The sequence below is a fragment of the Micrococcus sp. Mcc28 genome (assembly GCF_024519775.1).
GTDB lineage: Bacteria > Actinomycetota > Actinomycetes > Actinomycetales > Micrococcaceae > Micrococcus > Micrococcus luteus.
This window is the reverse complement of the sequence record NZ_JALJRH010000011.1, coordinates 47,566-62,952: the sequence shown is the minus strand read 5'-3', so window position 1 is coordinate 62,952 and position 15,387 is coordinate 47,566. Positions and strand designations below refer to the sequence as shown.

16 protein-coding genes and 1 tRNA gene are annotated in these 15,387 nt (G+C 73.3%); 11 read left to right on the top strand and 6 right to left on the bottom strand.

Translation table 11 applies throughout. The annotated features are described in order from the left end of the window. Positions 1–104: 104 nt before the first annotated feature. The gene (aceE, locus tag NR073_RS07455; RefSeq protein ID WP_159228119.1) at positions 105–2,855 is read right to left on the bottom strand and encodes a pyruvate dehydrogenase (acetyl-transferring), homodimeric type; all 2,751 of its coding nucleotides are present in this window, start codon (positions 2,853–2,855) and stop codon (positions 105–107) included. Between the two features lie 254 nt (positions 2,856–3,109). On the opposite strand from aceE, the gene NR073_RS07450 reads away from it, so the two are divergent. From NR073_RS07450 to NR073_RS07430, 5 genes are all read left to right on the top strand, one after another. Beyond that, entirely contained in the window at positions 3,110–3,541 is a 432-nt protein-coding gene (locus tag NR073_RS07450; RefSeq protein WP_041105382.1) for a DUF3052 domain-containing protein, read from the top strand. Next, positions 3,534–4,040, top strand: coding sequence for a redoxin domain-containing protein (locus NR073_RS07445; RefSeq protein WP_041105380.1), 507 nt, complete (start codon positions 3,534–3,536; stop codon positions 4,038–4,040). The genes NR073_RS07450 and NR073_RS07445 overlap by 8 nt, the downstream gene beginning before the upstream one ends. A 15-nt stretch (positions 4,041–4,055) precedes the next feature. Next, positions 4,056–4,129: transfer RNA gene (locus NR073_RS07440), tRNA-Val, on the top strand. 75 nt (positions 4,130–4,204) lie between these two features. Next, complete coding sequence (locus NR073_RS07435; protein WP_127445798.1) at positions 4,205–5,044, top strand: AzlC family ABC transporter permease; 840 nt, start codon at positions 4,205–4,207, stop codon at positions 5,042–5,044. After that, positions 5,041–5,385: an AzlD domain-containing protein gene (locus NR073_RS07430; protein ID WP_060974034.1), complete on the top strand. Its 345-nt coding sequence runs from the start codon at positions 5,041–5,043 to the stop codon at positions 5,383–5,385. Before NR073_RS07435 ends, NR073_RS07430 begins: the two co-directional genes overlap by 4 nt. On the opposite strand, the gene NR073_RS07425 is transcribed toward NR073_RS07430, so the two are convergent. Continuing rightward, complete coding sequence (locus NR073_RS07425; protein WP_044659129.1) at positions 5,372–5,956, bottom strand: hypothetical protein; 585 nt, start codon at positions 5,954–5,956, stop codon at positions 5,372–5,374. The genes NR073_RS07430 and NR073_RS07425 overlap by 14 nt on opposite strands. Positions 5,957–6,094: 138 nt before the next feature. Between NR073_RS07425 and NR073_RS07420 the strand changes: the two genes are divergently transcribed. The 3 genes from NR073_RS07420 (at position 6,095) to gndA (ending at position 9,359) form a co-directional block, all read left to right on the top strand. Beyond that, positions 6,095–6,595, top strand: coding sequence for a hypothetical protein (locus NR073_RS07420; RefSeq protein WP_036312781.1), 501 nt, complete (start codon positions 6,095–6,097; stop codon positions 6,593–6,595). 205 nt (positions 6,596–6,800) lie between these two features. Then, positions 6,801–7,715, top strand: a complete 915-nt coding sequence (gene ppk2, locus NR073_RS07415; RefSeq protein ID WP_010078895.1) for a polyphosphate kinase 2 — start codon at positions 6,801–6,803, stop codon at positions 7,713–7,715. Between the two features lie 81 nt (positions 7,716–7,796). Continuing rightward, positions 7,797–9,359: an NADP-dependent phosphogluconate dehydrogenase gene (gene gndA, locus NR073_RS07410; protein WP_127435314.1), complete on the top strand. Its 1,563-nt coding sequence runs from the start codon at positions 7,797–7,799 to the stop codon at positions 9,357–9,359. A gap of 19 nt (positions 9,360–9,378) precedes the next feature. Here gndA and epsC read toward each other — a convergent pair whose 3' ends face one another. The 3 genes from epsC to msrA form a co-directional block, all read right to left on the bottom strand. Beyond that, complete coding sequence (gene epsC, locus NR073_RS07405) at positions 9,379–9,966, bottom strand: serine O-acetyltransferase EpsC (RefSeq protein WP_036340179.1); 588 nt, start codon at positions 9,964–9,966, stop codon at positions 9,379–9,381. Positions 9,967–10,009: 43 nt separating this feature from the next. Then, on the bottom strand, positions 10,010–10,945 hold the full coding sequence (cysK, locus tag NR073_RS07400; RefSeq protein WP_010078892.1) for a cysteine synthase A: 936 nt from the start codon (positions 10,943–10,945) through the stop codon (positions 10,010–10,012). An 89-nt stretch (positions 10,946–11,034) separates the two neighbouring features. After that, complete coding sequence (msrA, locus tag NR073_RS07395; protein ID WP_069941180.1) at positions 11,035–11,616, bottom strand: peptide-methionine (S)-S-oxide reductase MsrA; 582 nt, start codon at positions 11,614–11,616, stop codon at positions 11,035–11,037. A 113-nt stretch (positions 11,617–11,729) separates the two neighbouring features. On the opposite strand from msrA, the gene NR073_RS07390 reads away from it, so the two are divergent. The 3 genes from NR073_RS07390 to NR073_RS07380 all read left to right on the top strand — a co-directional run bounded on the left by NR073_RS07390 (position 11,730) and on the right by NR073_RS07380 (position 14,482). Then, a complete protein-coding gene (locus tag NR073_RS07390) occupies positions 11,730–12,659 on the top strand; it encodes a Nif3-like dinuclear metal center hexameric protein (protein WP_060974037.1) in 930 nt (309 codons plus the stop codon). Further along, positions 12,656–13,390 (top strand): zinc ribbon domain-containing protein, encoded by a 735-nt coding sequence (locus NR073_RS07385; protein ID WP_122054245.1) that lies wholly within the window; start codon positions 12,656–12,658, stop codon positions 13,388–13,390. Before NR073_RS07390 ends, NR073_RS07385 begins: the two co-directional genes overlap by 4 nt. An 81-nt stretch (positions 13,391–13,471) precedes the next feature. Next, a complete protein-coding gene (locus tag NR073_RS07380; RefSeq protein ID WP_060974039.1) occupies positions 13,472–14,482 on the top strand; it encodes a reverse transcriptase-like protein in 1,011 nt (336 codons plus the stop codon). Positions 14,483–14,516: 34 nt separating this feature from the next. On the opposite strand, the gene NR073_RS07375 is transcribed toward NR073_RS07380, so the two are convergent. Then, positions 14,517–15,314, bottom strand: coding sequence for a YaaA family protein (locus tag NR073_RS07375; protein ID WP_060974040.1), 798 nt, complete (start codon positions 15,312–15,314; stop codon positions 14,517–14,519). Between the last annotated feature and the right edge of the window lie 73 nt (positions 15,315–15,387).

Genomic DNA, 15,387 nt, shown 5'->3' with positions numbered 1-15,387 from the left:
GTTGTGGGGTTCCTACAGCGACGACGCCGGCCGCCCGCCTCCGTGGCGGAGGCGGGCGGCCGGCGTCGGGTCGGGAGGGCGTCGGCCTCCCCGCGTCGTGCGGGTCAGGCGTCGCCGCCCGCGATGCCGGTGGTGCCGGCGTTGACGTCGTCCAGGCGGTACTTCTCGTGCGCCTTCGCGGCCGTGCCCCGCTCGACCTCGCCCTCCTCCTCGAGGAGCTGCAGCGCGCGGACCACCATCGAGTGGGTGTCGATGAGGAAGTACCGACGGGCGGCGGCGCGGGTGTCCGCGAAGCCGAACTCGTCGGCGCCGAGCGCCGAGAAGCGGTTCGGCACGAACGGGCGGATCTGGTTCGTCCACGAGGTGGAGTAGTCCGAGGTGGCCACGATCGGGCCCTCGGCCCCCTGCAGCGCCTGCGTCACGTAGGGCACGCGCGGGGTGGCGGACGGGTCCTTCAGGGCGTCCTTCTCCGCCGCGACGGCGTCGCGGTACAGCTCGTTGTAGGAGGTCACCGACCACACGGAGGCGTTCACGCCCCACTCCTCGGAGAGGATCCGCTGGGCGTCGAGCGCCCACGGCACGGAGACGCCGGAGCCCAGGAGCTGGACCTTCGGGCCGTCGCCCTGGCCCTCGGAGAGACGGTAGATGCCCTTGAGCAGGCCCTCCACGTCGAGGCCCTCGGGCTCCTCGATGTGGGTGATCGGCTCGTTGTACACCGTGAGGTAGTAGATGACGTTGCGGACGTCGTCCCCACGGTCGTGGTCGCCGTACATGTCCTCCAGGCCCTGGCGCACGATGTGGGCGATCTCGTACGAGTACGCCGGGTCGTAGTGCTTCACGGCCGGGTTCGTGGACGCCAGGACGGGGGAGTGACCGTCCATGTGCTGCGTGCCCTCGCCGGCGAGGGTGGTGCGCCCGGCGGTGGCGCCGATCATGAAGCCGCGCGCGAGCTGGTCGCCTGCGGCCCAGATGTTGTCCGCGGTCCGCTGGAAGCCGAACATCGAGTAGAAGATGTACACCGGGATCATCGGCTCGCCGTGCGTGGAGTACGCCGTGCCGATCGCGTTGAACGCCGCGGTGGCGCCGTCCTCGTTGATGCCGACGTGGTAGATCTTCCCCTGCGGGGACTCCTTGTAGGACAGGAACAGGTCCCGGTCCACGGACAGGTAGTTCTGCCCCTTGGGGTTGTAGATCTTCGCGGTCGGGAAGAACGAGTCCATGCCGAAGGTGCGGGCCTCGTCCGGGATGATCGGCACGAAGCGCGGTCCCATGTTCTTGTCCCGCATCAGGTCCTTGAGCAGGCGCACGAACGCCATGGTCGTGGCGGCCTGCTGCTTGCCCGATCCCTTGCGGGCCTGCTTGTACGCGGACTCCGGGGGCAGCGGGATCGCGTGGTAGTCGCTGCGCCGCTCCGGCACGAAGCCGCCCAGCTCCTTGCGCCGCTCCATCATGTACCTGATCTCCGGGGCGTCGGCACCCGGGTGGTAGTACGGGATGTTGTACGGGTCCTTCTCGATCTGCTCGTCCGAGATCGGGATGCGGTGGCGGTCCCGGAACACCTTGAGGTCGTCCACCGTCAGCTTCTTCATCTGGTGCGTGGCGTTGCGGCCCTCGAAGGACTTGCCCAGGCCGTAGCCCTTGATGGTGTGGGCCAGGATGACGGTGGGCTGGCCCTTGTGCTCCATGGCGGCCTTGTAGGCGGCGTAGACCTTCTTGTAGTCGTGGCCGCCGCGCTTGAGGCCCCAGATCTCGTCGTCGGTCATGTCCGCCACCATCTCCTTGGTGACGGAGGACCGGCCGAAGAAGTGGTCGCGCACGAAGCCGCCGGACTCGGCCTTGTAGGTCTGGTAGTCGCCGTCGAGCGTCTCGTTCATGATGCGCACGAGCTCGCCCTCGTCGTCGACCTCGAGCAGCGGATCCCACTCGCGGCCCCACAGGACCTTGATGACGTTCCAGCCGGCGCCCCGGAAGTAGGACTCCAGCTCCTGGACGATCTTGCCGTTGCCGCGCACCGGCCCGTCGAGACGCTGCAGGTTGCAGTTGATCACGAAGGTGAGGTTGTCGAGCTTGTCGTTGGCCGCGACGTGCAGCTGACCGCGCGACTCGGGCTCGTCCATCTCGCCGTCGCCGAGGAAGGCCCACACGTGCTGGTCGGAGGTGTCCTTGATGCCGTTGTTGTGCAGGTACCGGTTGGTCTGCGCCTGGAAGATGGCGTTCATCGGCCCCAGGCCCATGGACACGGTGGGGTACTGCCAGAAGTGCGGCATCATCCGCGGGTGCGGGTAGGAGGGCAGGGCGTGGCCCTGGCGGGACTTCTCCTGGCGGAAGCCGTCGAGGTCCTGCTCGGTCAGGCGGCCCTCGAGGAACGCGCGGGCGTAGTTGCCCGGCGAGGAGTGGCCCTGGAAGAAGATGTGGTCGCCGCCGCCCGGGTGGTCCTGGCCGCGGAAGAAGTGGTTCAGGCCCACCTCGTAGAGGGTCGCCTGGCCCGCGTAGGAGGAGATGTGGCCGCCGACGCCGACGGCGTCGCGCTGGGCGCGCTGCACGAGGGCCATGGCGTTCCACCGCAGGTAGTTGCGGTAGCGGCGCTCGAGCTCCTCGTCACCCGGGTACTCCGGCTCCTGGTCCGCCGGGATCGTGTTCACGTAGTCCGTGGTGGTCACGTAGGGCAGGGCGACGGACTGGGCGCTCGCGCGCTGCATGAGGGAGCGCATGATGTACTGCGCCCGCTCCGTGCCGCGCTCCTCGATGAGTCCGTCGAGGGACTCGATCCACTCCGACGTCTCCTGGGGATCCTTGTCCGGGAGCTGGTCGGTCAGACCGCTGCGGATCTGCGAGCTCTCTTCGGCTGCGCTCACGGTGCCTCCTGGTTCTCGTGCGGAGGGGTGCTCCGCGGTGGGCTGCGGGCAGACGATCCGGTCCGGGCCCGCGACGCCGAGCCGGGCGCGTCGCCCGGAGAGTGCGTCTGTTCCTCCCCAGAGTAGACCGGAGCCGCCGCGTCCGCCCGGCCGGAGGCCCCGGAACGGCGGCGTCCACGGCGTATGGTGGTCATCATCACCCGCTCGACGGCGCGGGCCGCAGTGCCCGCCACCATCAAGGAGGACCGGACACTATGCAGGCTGGGTCGACGCCGACCTCGACGGACAGCGCCCTGCTGGCGGAGCTCGCCCTCTCGAGGGGCGACCTGGTGCAGGAGTGGGGGTACGACGACGACGTCGACGTCACCTTCCGTGACGCGCTCGAGGACGCGCTCGGCGAGGAGCTGCTGACCGAGGAGGATCAGGAGCCGGCGGACGCGGTCCTCTTCTGGTGGCGCGCGGACGACGGCGACGTCACCGATCTCGCGGACGCCCTCGTGGACGCCCAGCGCTCCCTCGATGCCGGCCCCGTCTGGATCATGACCCCCCGCAAGGGGCGCCCCGGCCACGTCAGCCCGGCGGACGTCGCCGAGGCCGCCTCCACCGCGGGCCTGCACGCCACCACCGGGGCCGGTGCCTCCGAGGACTGGGCCGCTCAGAAGCTCGTCCAGAAGCGCGGTGGCTGAGCCCCCGTCCGGCGGGACGCGGGGCGCCGACGTCGTCCCCGCGCTGCGCGACGACCACGGCCAGAGGTGGCCGTGGCCGCCGACGCGCGGGCCCCAGGACGCGGCCGCGCCGCGGGGCACGTGGCTCGTCTTCCTGCCCGGGGCGTTCACGCCGGTGTGCACGGACGAGCTCGGCTGGCTCGGGGCGCTCGCCGGGGACGTGGCGGTCGACGATGTGGCTGTCCGCGTGGTCTCGTGTGACGCCGCCCCCGTGCTGCGCCGCGTCCGCGAGGAGCTGGCACTGCCGGAGCCGCTCACCCTGCTCTCCGATTTCTGGCCCCACGGCGCGGCCTGCCGTGCCCTCGACGTCTTCGACGCGGAGACCGGGCGGCCCCGCCGCGTCTCCATGCTGCTCGACGCGGACGGGGTCGAGGTCGCGCGCGTGGTCGCCGCCCCGGGGCAGGCACGCACCCGGGGCGAGCACGAGGCGGCGACGCGCGACCTGCTCGCTCACCGGTAGCCTGGACGGACACCGGCACCTGTAGCTCAGTTGGTCAGAGCATCTCGTTTACACCGAGAGGGTCGGGGGTTCGAGTCCCTCCGGGTGCACCGATCGCGGGGCCATGACACGGCGTGACGCCGCGGCTCCGTCATGCCGACCGCCCGTCAGGCGCCTATGAGAGCATGCTCACCATCATGGGCTCCTCGTCAGCGTCCTCGCGCGCCTTCGCTCCGCCCTCGCGGTGGGCCGAGGTGCGCTCCGGCGTCGCCGTGACGCTGGGCGCCGGCCTCGGCCTGTTCCCCCTGGGCGTGGCCTTCGGGATGCTCGTGGTCCAGGCCGGGCTGCCCGCGTGGGTCGCACCCCTGTTCTCCGTGGTCGTGTTCGCCGGGTCCGTCGAGCTGCTGCTCGTCTCGCTGGTGGTGGCGGGCACGCCGCTGCTCACGATCGCCGTGACGGTGTTCCTTGTGAACTTCCGCCACGTGTTCTATGCGTTCAGCTTCCCGCTGCGCGTGGTCCGGGGGCGCCTCGCGCGGATCTACTCGATGGGCGCCCTGATCGACGAGGCCTACGCCATCGCCGCCGCCCAGCCCCGCGGTTGGACGGCGCCCCGGCTGCTGGCCATGCAGATCGCGCTGCATGCGTATTGGGTGCTCGGGGGCCTCGCCGGGGTGGCCGTCGCGTGGCTGCTGCCCGTGCCGGTCGAGGGCCTCGAGTTCGCGCTCGTCGCCCTCTTCATCGTGCTCGCCATGGACGCCGCCCGCACGCGGGCCCAGCTGCCCCTCGTGCTGGCGGCCGCGGTCGCCGTCGGGGTGGCTCTGCTGCTCGCGCCCGCGCAGGTGCTCGTCGTCGCCTTCGCCCTCTACGCCGCGGTGCTGATCGCGTTCCACGTGCTCGCCGCGCGCGGGACCGCCCTGCCGCTGCCTGAGCCCGTGCCCGTCACCGGGCCGGTGCCCGTCGTCGCCGCGGCGGGGGAGCGGGCCGTCACGGATGCCGAGCCCGGCGTCGAGGAGGACCCCCGATGACCGGCGCCGCGTACCTGGTGGCCGCGGCCGTCGTCGCGGGCCTCGTGACCTTCTGCCTGCGCGCGGTGCCGTTCGCACTGCTGCAGCCGCTGCGGGAGTCCGTGCTCGCCGCGCGGCTGGCGGTGTGGATGCCTGCCGGCGTGCTGACCATCCTGGCCCTCGTGATGCTGCTCGACGCCGCGGCGCTGGCCCCTGGAGAGCCCGTGGACGGGACGCGGGTGGCCCACGCGCTGATCGCGGCGGCGGTGACAGTCGTCGTGCATCTGCTGGCCGGGCGGCGGACCCTGGTCTCGATCGCCGCCGGCACGCTGGCGTACGTGCTGTTGGTCAACCTGGCCTGACCGGCGGCGGGGCGGATTCGCCCAGGCGTTCGGCCCATGCGCGGGTCGCCGCGGCGAGGCGCCGGCCGTAGGCGGTGACCCCGTCTGACAGCGTCCCGGCGTTGTAGAGCGTCCCCGCCCGGGCGATCCCCTCCGCGGAGAGGTCGCCGCGCAGGTGACCGCGCAGGATCTCCAGCCCCAAGGCCAGGTTGTCCTCCGGCTCCCACAGGTGGAGGCCGTGCTCCGCCGCCTGCGCGAAGTACGGCGGCCACGTGATCTGCGCGGGCCCCACGCCGTTGGACTTCTCACCCTGCGCCACCCGGGCCACGAGCTCCTCGTAGCGTTCCCGGGTTACGGGGACGTCCGTCCCGCGCGGGGCGCTGTGCACACCGCCGGCGTCGTGCCCGAAGACGTTCCGGCCGCCGGACTCGAGCTCGGCCAGGGCCGCCGCCACCGCGAGGGGAACGTCCGCCCGGCGTGCGGCGGCCACGATCGCCGCGGCGTTGTCGAGGTGTCGGCCGAGCGTCGCCGTCGGGTCGGAGGAGCGGTCGCGGGCGGAGCGGCGGGTGAGGAGGTCGCGGAGCAGGCCCATCGGCCCACCCTCCCGCATCCCGGGTTGAGTTGTCGCGGGTGACGGGCCCGCGCACCCGCGACAACTCAACCCGGGATGCGGGGCAGGGGCCGGGCAGCGGCGCGTCGTCGGCGTCCGGGGCGCACTAGGGTGGAGCGCATGTCCGCGACCCCCCTCGGCTTCTGGAAGCTGCCCGCACGTCCCGACGGCGCCGCCCGTCACCTCGCCGTCATCACCGGGGGCGAGGCGCAGCAGACCATGCTCTTCCTCCAGGACGGGCAATGGTCCATCCTCGCCCTCTTCCAGGACGAGCTGGCCGGCAAGGCCGCCGCCCGCACCCTGGACGCGCTCCTGCAGTCCGTCACCTGTCTCCGCATGGGCGGCCGTGACGTCCTCGACGGTGCCGACACCCCGCGGCCCGGTATCGAGTGGGCCGGCTACGACCGCGAGTTCGAGGAGGCCGACGTGGCCGAGCAGCGCGACGTCGAGCCGCGCGGCCGGATCTGGATCCTCCCCGCCACGGACGGCGCCTCCGTCGGCCTCAAGCTTCCCGGGCACCGCCGGTACGACGACGCCGTCGCCCAGTTCGCCGACGTCGACGCGGCGCGTGCCGCCGTCGCGGCGATCGACGAGCTCCTGGGCGTCGGCCCGCGCGGCTGAGCCGGCCGGCGTTCGTCGGCCCGGGGTCGTGACCGTTCGCCTCCCAGGGTTCACCTGCTGTTCACCCGGCTGCGCTGCCGGGCCCGGCTTCCTCGTCCGCCGCCCGCCCATAATGGTGGACAGAGCACAGGCCGCGGCCCGCCGCCGTCGTACCGAGGAGGGGGACGGACGGGCACGGTGACGCACCCAGTGAAGGAGACGGTCCATGGAGCTGCTGCAGCCCGACGCCCCCCGCGAGAACCTCCGCGAGTTCATCGACAAGCTGCGCGACGGCGGCTACACCGTCTCGGACGGCCACACCAACGATCCCGACCTGATCGATCCGCAGGGCCGTGCCGTGGAGACGTGGAGGGAGGACTACCCGTACGAGACGCGCATGACGCGCGAGGAGTACGAGCTGGAGAAGTACCGCCTGCAGATCGAACTGCTCAAGCTGCAGTACTGGGGCGAGGACACCGGCCAGCGCCACATCATCGTCTTCGAGGGCCGCGACGCCGCCGGCAAGGGCGGCACCATCAAGCGCTTCACCGAGCACCTGAACCCCCGCACCGCCCGCGTCGTGGCCCTCAACAAGCCCTCGGACCGCGAGCTCGGCCAGTGGTACTTCCAGCGCTACATCCAGCACTTCCCCACGGCGGGCGAGATCGTGCTGTTCGACCGATCGTGGTACAATCGCGCCGGCGTCGAGCGCGTGATGGGCTTCGCCACGGACGAGCAGTACCGCCGCTTCATGAACCAGGTGCCGCTGTTCGAGAAGATGCTCGTGGACGACGGCATCCACCTCACCAAGTTCTGGTTCTCCGTGACACAGACCGAGCAGCGCACGCGCTTCGCGATCCGCCAGATCGACCCGGTCCGCCAGTGGAAGCTCTCGCCCATGGACCTCGAGTCCCTGGACCGTTGGGAGGCGTACACGGAGGCCAAGGAGGCCATGTTCCTCCACACGGACACGGACCACGCCCCGTGGATCTCCATCCGCTCCAACGACAAGAAGCGGGCCCGCCTCAACGCGATGCGCTACTTCCTGTCCCAGTTCGAGTACGAGGGCAAGGACCACGAGGTCGTCGGCACCCCGGACCCGCTGATCGTGCGCCGCGGCCGCGACGCCGTGGGGGACTGACCGCGGTCGACGTAGGCTGGGGGGCGGGTCCGTGTCCGGCACGGCCCGTCCCACCGTCCGAGCCACAGGAGGCCACCCGCGATGACCGAGCAGACCACCACCGTCCCCGTCGGCGCCGCCGACATCGGCGTCACGGGCCTGGCGGTGATGGGCGCGAACCTCGCCCGCAACTTCGCCCGCCACGGCTACACGGTGGCCCTGCACAACCGCAGCCGGGCCCGCACGGACCAGCTCGTGGCCGAGCACGGTGACGAGGGTGCGTTCGTGGCGACGGAGACGCTCGCCGAGCTCGTGCAGTCCCTCGCCGTGCCGCGCCGGGTGCTCATCATGGTCAAGGCGGGCGCCCCCGTGGACGCCGTCATCGACCAGCTCGTCCCCCTGCTGGACGAGGGCGACATCGTCATCGACGCCGGCAACTCCCATTACGAGGACACCCGCCGCCGCGAGGCGGCCCTCGCCGAGAAGGGCCTGCACTTCGTGGGCGTCGGTGTCTCCGGCGGCGAGGAGGGTGCCCTGCACGGTCCGGCGATCATGCCCGGCGGTCCGGAGAAGTCCTACGAGGCCCTCGGCCCGATGCTCGAGAAGATCTCCGCGCAGTTCGAGGGGGAGCCGTGCTGCGCCTGGGTCGGCACGGACGGCGCCGGCCACTACGTGAAGATGGTCCACAACGGCATCGAGTACGCGGACATGCAGGTCATCGGCGAGGCCTACGACCTGCTGCGCCGCGTGGGCGGCCTCGAGCCCGCCGAGCAGGCCGAGGTGTTCACGGCGTGGAACCAGACCGACCTGGCCTCCTACCTCATCGAGATCACGGCCGAGGTGCTCGCCCAGGTGGACGCGGCCACGGGCCGCCCGCTCGTGGACGTGATCGTGGACGAGGCCGGGCAGAAGGGCACCGGCCGCTGGACCGCGATCTCGGGTCTCGACGTCGGCTCCCCGGTGGCCGCGATCGCCGAGTCCGTCTTCGCCCGCTCGCTGTCCTCTCAGCGCGCGGTGCGCCAGGTCGCCCGTGAGACCCTCGCGGCCGGCGTCGACGAGGAGGCGCAGCGCGCCCCGCAGGACACGGACACGTTCGTGGAGGACGTGCGCCAGGCGCTGTTCGCCTCCAAGCTCGTGGCCTACGCGCAGGGCATGGACATGCTCGCCGCCGCCGCCGAGGAGTACGGCTGGTCGCTGGACCTGGGCACCATCGCCTCGCTGTGGCGGGACGGCTGCATCATCCGCGCCGACCTGCTCGACGTGATCATGCAGGCCTTCGGCGGCCGCGACACCTCCCGCCACCCGGCGCCGGGCACCCGCGCCCCCGGCCAGCCGCTCAACCTGCTCTTCGCCCCCGAGTTCGCCCAGGCGATCGCCGAGGCCCTGCCGGCCTGGCGCCGCGTCGTCGGCACCGCCGTCGCCGCGGGCGTGCCGGTGCCGGTGTTCTCCTCGGCCCTGGCGTACTACGACGGCCTGCGGGCCGACCGCCTGCCGGCCGCCCTCGTGCAGGGCCAGCGCGACTACTTCGGCGCCCACACCTACCTGCGCGTCGATCGCGAAGGTTCCTTCCACACGCTGTGGTCCGGCGACCGCACCGAGGTGGACGGCGAGGGCGTGCCCGTCGTCATGCCGCAGCCGACCGAGGGCGACCCCACGCAGGACTGACCCGGCGTGGACCCGGCCCTCAGATCCAGAGGGCCGGGTCCACGTACTCCGCGGGGTCCACGAGCGGCTTGCCCTCGGACGGGCCCTTGCGCGGTCGGACGGTGGCCGGCACGCCGGTGGCGATCGCGTCGGCGGGGGTGTCTTTCACGACGACGGCGTTGGCGCCCACCGCCGTTCCCTCCCCGATCTCGACGGGTCCGAGGATCTTGGCGCCGGCCCCCACCACGACGCCGTCGCGCAGCGTGGGGTGCCGCTTCACCTTGGCCAGGGAGCGGCCGCCGAGGGTGACCCCGTGGTACAGCATCACGTCGTCGCCGATCTCCGCGGTCTCGCCGATCACGACGCCCATGCCGTGGTCGATGAAGAACCGACGACCGATCGACGCGCCGGGGTGGATCTCGATGCCCGTGGCCGCCCGCGTGACCTGCGAGAGCACGCGGGCGGGCATCTTCAGCCGGTCATGCCGCCACATCCGGTGCGCGACGCGGTGCGCCCACACTGCGTGCAGACCCGAGTAGACGAGGGCCACCTCGAGGTCACCGCGCGCCGCTGGGTCATGGCTGCGGACGGTCGCGATGTCTTCCTTGATGCGGGAGAACAGTCCCACGGGCGGCCCCTTCGGGTCGGTGCGGTCGGTGAGCGGGCGGCGGTCAGCCGCGGATGTCCTCGAAGAGGGCGGTGGAGATGTAGCGCTCGCCGAAGTCACACACGATGGCGACGATCAGCTTGCCCTCGGACTCGGGCTTGGCGGCCTCCTTGAGGGCGGCCGAGATGATCGCGCCGGTGGAGATGCCGCCCAGGATGCCCTCCTCGGTCCCGAGCCGACGGGCGGTCTCGATGGACTCCTCGAAGGTGGCCGGGTAGACCTCGTCGTAGAGGTCGGTGTCCAGGATCTCCGGCACGAAGTTCGCGCCGATGCCCTGGATCTTGTGCGGGCCGGCCTGGCCGCCGGAGAGGATGGGGGAGTCGGCCGGCTCGACGGCGATGAGCTTCACGTCCGGCTTCTGCTCGCGCAGGTACCGGCCCGCGCCCGTGATGGTGCCGCCGGTGCCGACGCCGGCGATGAACACGTCCACGGCACCCTCGGACGCGTCCCAGATCTCCGGGCCGGTGCCCGTGTAGTGGGCCTGGATGTTGGCCTGGTTCGCGAACTGCTGGGCCCAGATGGAGTTCGGGGTGCTGCGGACGATCTCCTGGGCGCGCTCGAGGGCCCCGCGCATGCCGTCTGCACCGGGGGTCAGCACGATCTCGGCGCCGAACGCCTTGAGCATCACGCGGCGTTCGGTGGACATGGTCTCGGGCATGGTCAGGATCACGCGGTAGCCGCGCGCCGCGCCGACCATGGCCAGGGCGATGCCGGTGTTGCCCGAGGTGCCCTCCACGATGGTGCCGCCGGGGGTCAGCTCGCCGGCCGCCTCCGCGGCGTCGACGATGGCGGTGCCGATGCGGTCCTTCACCGAGTTGGCCGGGTTGTAGAACTCGACCTTCACGGCGACGTCGCCGGGCAGGTCCTTCGCGAGGCGGTTCAGCCGGACCAGGGGCGTGCCGCCGACCGCCTGGGTGATGTCGTCAAGGATGCGGGCCATGGTGGTACCTCCGGGGGGTGGTGGTGCGCCTCGGGGCGCGGGCGATCTAGTGGGTGTTCCTGCGTCAGGCTATCGAGCCGCGGCGCCGCTCAGGCGTCCACGAGCCACGCGGAGTAGTTCCGGCGCACCTTCGCGAGCTTCGGATCGATGACCACACGGCAGTATCCGTTGGAACGGCGCCGCGCATAGAAGTCCTGGTGAATGTCCTCGGCCGGGTGCCACGCGGACGCCGGCTCGACGCGTGTGACGATGGGGCTGTCATAGTTCGCCTGCGCCCGGGCGATCTCGTCCGCGAAGAACCGGGTCTCGGCCTCGTCATGGGCGAAGACGGCCGATCGGTACTGGGTGCCGACGTCGGCCCCCTGGCGGTTCAACGACGTGGGGTCGTGGCTGGTGAAGAACAGGTCCATGATCACCTCGGGCGGCACGACGGCGGCGTCGAAGCGCACGCGGACCGCTTCGGCGTGGCCGGTGGTCCCGGTGCACACGGACTCGTAGCTCGGGGCGGGGTCGTCGCCTCCGGTGTAGCCGGACTCGACGGCGAGCACGCCCCGCACGCGACGGTAGACGGCGTCGAGGCACCAGAAGCAGCCGCCGGCGAGCGTCAGCTCGCGGACGTCGGCGGGCGCGTCGGAGGCGCCGAGGGGCTCGGTACGGGGGGAGTCGGTCATGGCAGGCACAGCAACGCGGCCCGCGCTTTTCATTCCCGACGTCGCCGCGCCGTGCCCTCACCCAGGGCAGCCGGGTCGTGCGTGCCCGGGCCGGGTGGGCCATCATGGCCGGTATGACCGTGTCCCGTCCCACCGTCCCCGCCTCGCCGGAGCACGCCCTGGCCCCGCCGACGCTCGGGCAGGTCCTCGAGGTCGTCCAGGGGCTGTGGCCGCGGGAGCTGGCGGAGCCGTGGGACGCCGTCGGGCCGGTGGCCGGGCGCCCGGAGGCCCCGGTGCGGACCGTCCTGTGGGCGCTGGACCCGGTGCAGGCCGTGGCCGACGAGGCCGTCGCCCGCGGGGCCGACCTCGTGGTCACCCACCACCCGCTCCTGCTGCGCGGGACCTCGTCCGTGGCCGCCGTCGGGCATGCCGCCGCCGCGAAGGGCCGCCTGCTGCACACCCTGATCGAGCACCGCGTCGCCCTGCTGGCCGCGCACACCAACGCCGACGCCGTCGTGGGCGGCGTCTCGGACGTGCTGGCCCGTGCCGTCGGCGTCATCGGAGCGCTCTCGCCCCTGACGACCTCCGCCGCCGGCACCGGGGCCGAAGGCATCGGCCGGGTGGGCGACCTGCCTGAGGAGACCGACCTGGCCGCCTTCGCCCGGGCCGTGCACGCGGCGCTGCCCGCCACGGCCGGTGGCGTGCGCGTGGCGGGCGACCCCGCCCAGCGCATCCGCCGCGTCGCCGTGTGCGGCGGTGCCGGAGACAGCCTCTTCGACGCGGTCCGCGCGTCCGGCGCGGACGTCTACGTGACCGCCGATCTGCGCCACCACCCGGCCTCGGAGGCCCGGGAGACGGCCGCGCCGGGGGAGGGACGTCCCGCGCTCGTGGACGTCTCGCACTGGGCGAGCGAGTCCCTATGGCTCGAGCACGGCGCCCGCGCCCTGGAGGCCGCCCTGGCGGAGCGGGGACTGGGCGTCACCACCCTGTTCTCAGATCACCGCAGCGACCCCTGGGACTTCCTGGTCGGGGGAGAGCGGGCCGACGAGGGGAGTCACGCATGAGTGAGGTCACCGCACCGCCGGCCGTCCAGGCCCGGCTGCTGGAGCTGCAGGAGCTCGACACGGCCCTGGACCAGGCCCGCGCCGCCGTCCGTCGGCTCAAGGCGGACCCGGAGCACGCCCGGCTGCGCGCCCGCGCGCTGGAACTCGAGGAGGCGTTGCCCGGCCTCGAGGATGCCGCCCGCACCGCCGACCGGGCGGGAGCCGAGGCCACCGAGAAGGCCGCCGCCACCCGCGCCCGTCGGGACCGGACCCGGGAGCGGCTCGAAGCGGGCCAGGGCGGGTCCAAGGAGCTGCAGGCCATGCAGCACGAGGACGACACGCTCACCGCACTGCTCGATGACCACGAGGCCGCGGCGCTCGAGGCCATGGAGACCGCCGACGCCGCCGAGTCCCGGCTCGCGAAGGGCCACGCCGCTCTGGAGCAGGCACGGGCCGAGGTCGAGGCCCGCGCGGCGGAGGTGCGCCGCGAGGGGCAGGCCGTGACCCAGCGTGGCCGGGACCTCATCCAGCGCCGGGCGGCGTTGGCCGCGGAGTTTCCCGCGTCGTTGCTGGCCCTGTACGAGCAGGCGCGGGAGCGCAACGGCGGCATCGGCGCGGCCCGGCTCGTCGGGAACCGGTCCGCGGCCGCGGGCACGGAGCTGTCGCCCGCGGAGGTCGCGCGCATCCGGGCCCTCCCGCCGGCCGCCGTCGCCCGCTGCCCCGAGTCCGGCGCCATCCTCATCCGGGACTGACCCCGGGCCCCGCCCCCGGCGCGATCAGTAGAGTGGGGGGCCGCGTCGGACGGCGCGACCACGGACACGAGGAGGCGCACGGTGAGCGGACGAGTCCTGCAGGTGGAGGCCGACGGCGGGTCGCGGGGCAACCCCGGCGTCGCCGGCTATGGTGCCCTGGTGCGCGACCCGGCCACGGGCGAGATCCTCCGGACCGACGCCGCCCCGCTGGGGAAGGCGTCGAACAACGTGGCCGAGTACTCCGGGCTCGTGGCCGGGCTGCGGATGGCCCGGGACCTCGACCCCGAGGCGCGGGTGCACGTGCTGATGGACTCCAAGCTCGTGGTGGAGCAGATGTCCGGGCGGTGGAAGATCAAGCACGAGGACATGCGGCGCCTCGCGGCCGAGGCCCGGTCCGTGCTGCCCCCCGAGCGCGTCACCTACGAATGGATCCCGCGCAACCGGAACAAGGACGCCGACCGCCTCTCCAACGAGGCCATGGACGCCGGCGCGCGGGGCGGCCAATGGGACGCGGGCGCGTCCGAGGTGCCGGTCGCGGCCCCCGCGGCCGCGGGGTCGACCGCCGCGGAGGCGTCCACGACCCCCGCATCGGCGGTGGCCGGGTCCGGCCTCGACGCGGACGCGGACGTCCGGGCCGTGGAGGCGGACGGGCCCGACGCCGTCGCCTCGCCGGAGGGTGCGACCCCGGCGCCCGCGCCCACGGGCCGGCTGCACCACGTGGAGATCTGGGTCGCCGACCTCGCGGCGGCCGAGGCGAGCCTCGGCTGGCTGTTCGGCGAGCTCGGCTACGTGCCGGGCGAGGGGTGGGCCGAGGGCCGGACGTACCAGGGCGCGGGGGAATACCTCGTGCTCGAGGCCGGGCCCGACGTCGCCGCGGGCGCCCACGAGCGCACCCGCCCGGGCCTGAACCACCTGGCCTTCCGGGCCGGGTCGCGCTCCCGCGTGGACGAGCTCACCGCCGCCGCGCGCGGCCGGGGGTTTCGCCTGCTCTTCGAGGACCGCCACCCGCACGCCGGGGGAGCGGACCACTACGCCGCCTACCTCGAGACCGCGGACGGCTTCGAGGTGGAGCTGGTGGCCGTCGAGGACTGAGGCTGCGTCCGGGCAGGGCGCGCCTCGTCCGGGATCATCCCTCGGGCAGGATCACCCGCAGCGCGCCGGGCTTGCCGCCGGACGGCCGGGCCAGCTCGACCTCCCAGCCGGGGCCGTCCCCGGCCCGTGCGACCACGTCCGCGACGCGGTCCAGCGTCGAGGTCTCCCGCGCCCCCGCCTCCAGGAGCGCGCGGGCCACGAGGCCGCGGGTGTGCTTGGCGAAGTGCGAGACGACGGTCCGCTCGCCGTCGCGCAGCTGGAACACGTCGACCGCGAGGGTCCGCTCCGCCGGTGCCCGCCACTGGGCCGCGTAGCCACCGGAGCGGCAGTCGACGACGGGCCCGCTGTCCCGTGCGGCGAGCGCGTCGAGGGCGGGGGTCAGGACGGGGCGCCAGTGCGCGGCCAGCCCGGGCAGCCCCGGCAGCTTCGCGCCGACGGACAGCCGGAAGGCGGGGATCCGGTCCGCCAGCGCGGTGGCGCCGAACAGCGCGGAGAAGACCAGCACGGACAAGCGGGCGCGGCGCTTCGCCGCCGCCGACAGCGAGGCGTGGTCGAGCGCGTCGAAGAGCACGCCCGTGAACACCCGGTGACCGGGCGCGGCGGGGGCGACGGCCAGGCGCGTGTTCGCCTCGACCTCGCCGGCGAGCGACGCCCCGACGCCGAGGGTCGTCAGGGCATCCGGGGCGGCCGAGACCGCGGCGAGCCGCGTGAGCAGGTCCGCGCGGGCGCCCGTCACCGCGGCGTCGTCGGCCAGGGCGAGGGCGTCGAGGTCGAGCGGGGCCCCGGAGCGGGGTGCGGTCTTGCCCTCGGAGGGCGGCAGCAGGATCAGCACCGGGCCAGCCTAGCCAGGCGCCCCGGGCCGACGTCGTCGTCCGGACCTGGCACAGTGGTGGGGTCCGCACAGC

What these genes read in the sequence shown, in the direction of transcription:
- NR073_RS07450 (WP_041105382.1), top strand. Translation starts at nt 3,110, where the DNA reads ATGCAGGCTGGGTCGACGCCGACCTCGACGGACAGCGCCCTGCTGGCG.
- NR073_RS07435 (WP_127445798.1), top strand. Translation starts at nt 4,205, where the DNA reads ATGCTCACCATCATGGGCTCCTCGTCAGCGTCCTCGCGCGCCTTCGCT.
- NR073_RS07430 (WP_060974034.1), top strand. Translation starts at nt 5,041, where the DNA reads ATGACCGGCGCCGCGTACCTGGTGGCCGCGGCCGTCGTCGCGGGCCTC.
- NR073_RS07425 (WP_044659129.1), bottom strand. Translation starts at nt 5,956, where the DNA reads ATGGGCCTGCTCCGCGACCTCCTCACCCGCCGCTCCGCCCGCGACCGC.
- NR073_RS07420 (WP_036312781.1), top strand. Translation starts at nt 6,095, where the DNA reads ATGTCCGCGACCCCCCTCGGCTTCTGGAAGCTGCCCGCACGTCCCGAC.
- ppk2 (WP_010078895.1), top strand. Translation starts at nt 6,801, where the DNA reads ATGGAGCTGCTGCAGCCCGACGCCCCCCGCGAGAACCTCCGCGAGTTC.
- gndA (WP_127435314.1), top strand. Translation starts at nt 7,797, where the DNA reads ATGACCGAGCAGACCACCACCGTCCCCGTCGGCGCCGCCGACATCGGC.
- cysK (WP_010078892.1), bottom strand. Translation starts at nt 10,945, where the DNA reads ATGGCCCGCATCCTTGACGACATCACCCAGGCGGTCGGCGGCACGCCC.
- msrA (WP_069941180.1), bottom strand. Translation starts at nt 11,616, where the DNA reads ATGACCGACTCCCCCCGTACCGAGCCCCTCGGCGCCTCCGACGCGCCC.
- NR073_RS07390 (WP_060974037.1), top strand. Translation starts at nt 11,730, where the DNA reads ATGACCGTGTCCCGTCCCACCGTCCCCGCCTCGCCGGAGCACGCCCTG.
- NR073_RS07385 (WP_122054245.1), top strand. Translation starts at nt 12,656, where the DNA reads ATGAGTGAGGTCACCGCACCGCCGGCCGTCCAGGCCCGGCTGCTGGAG.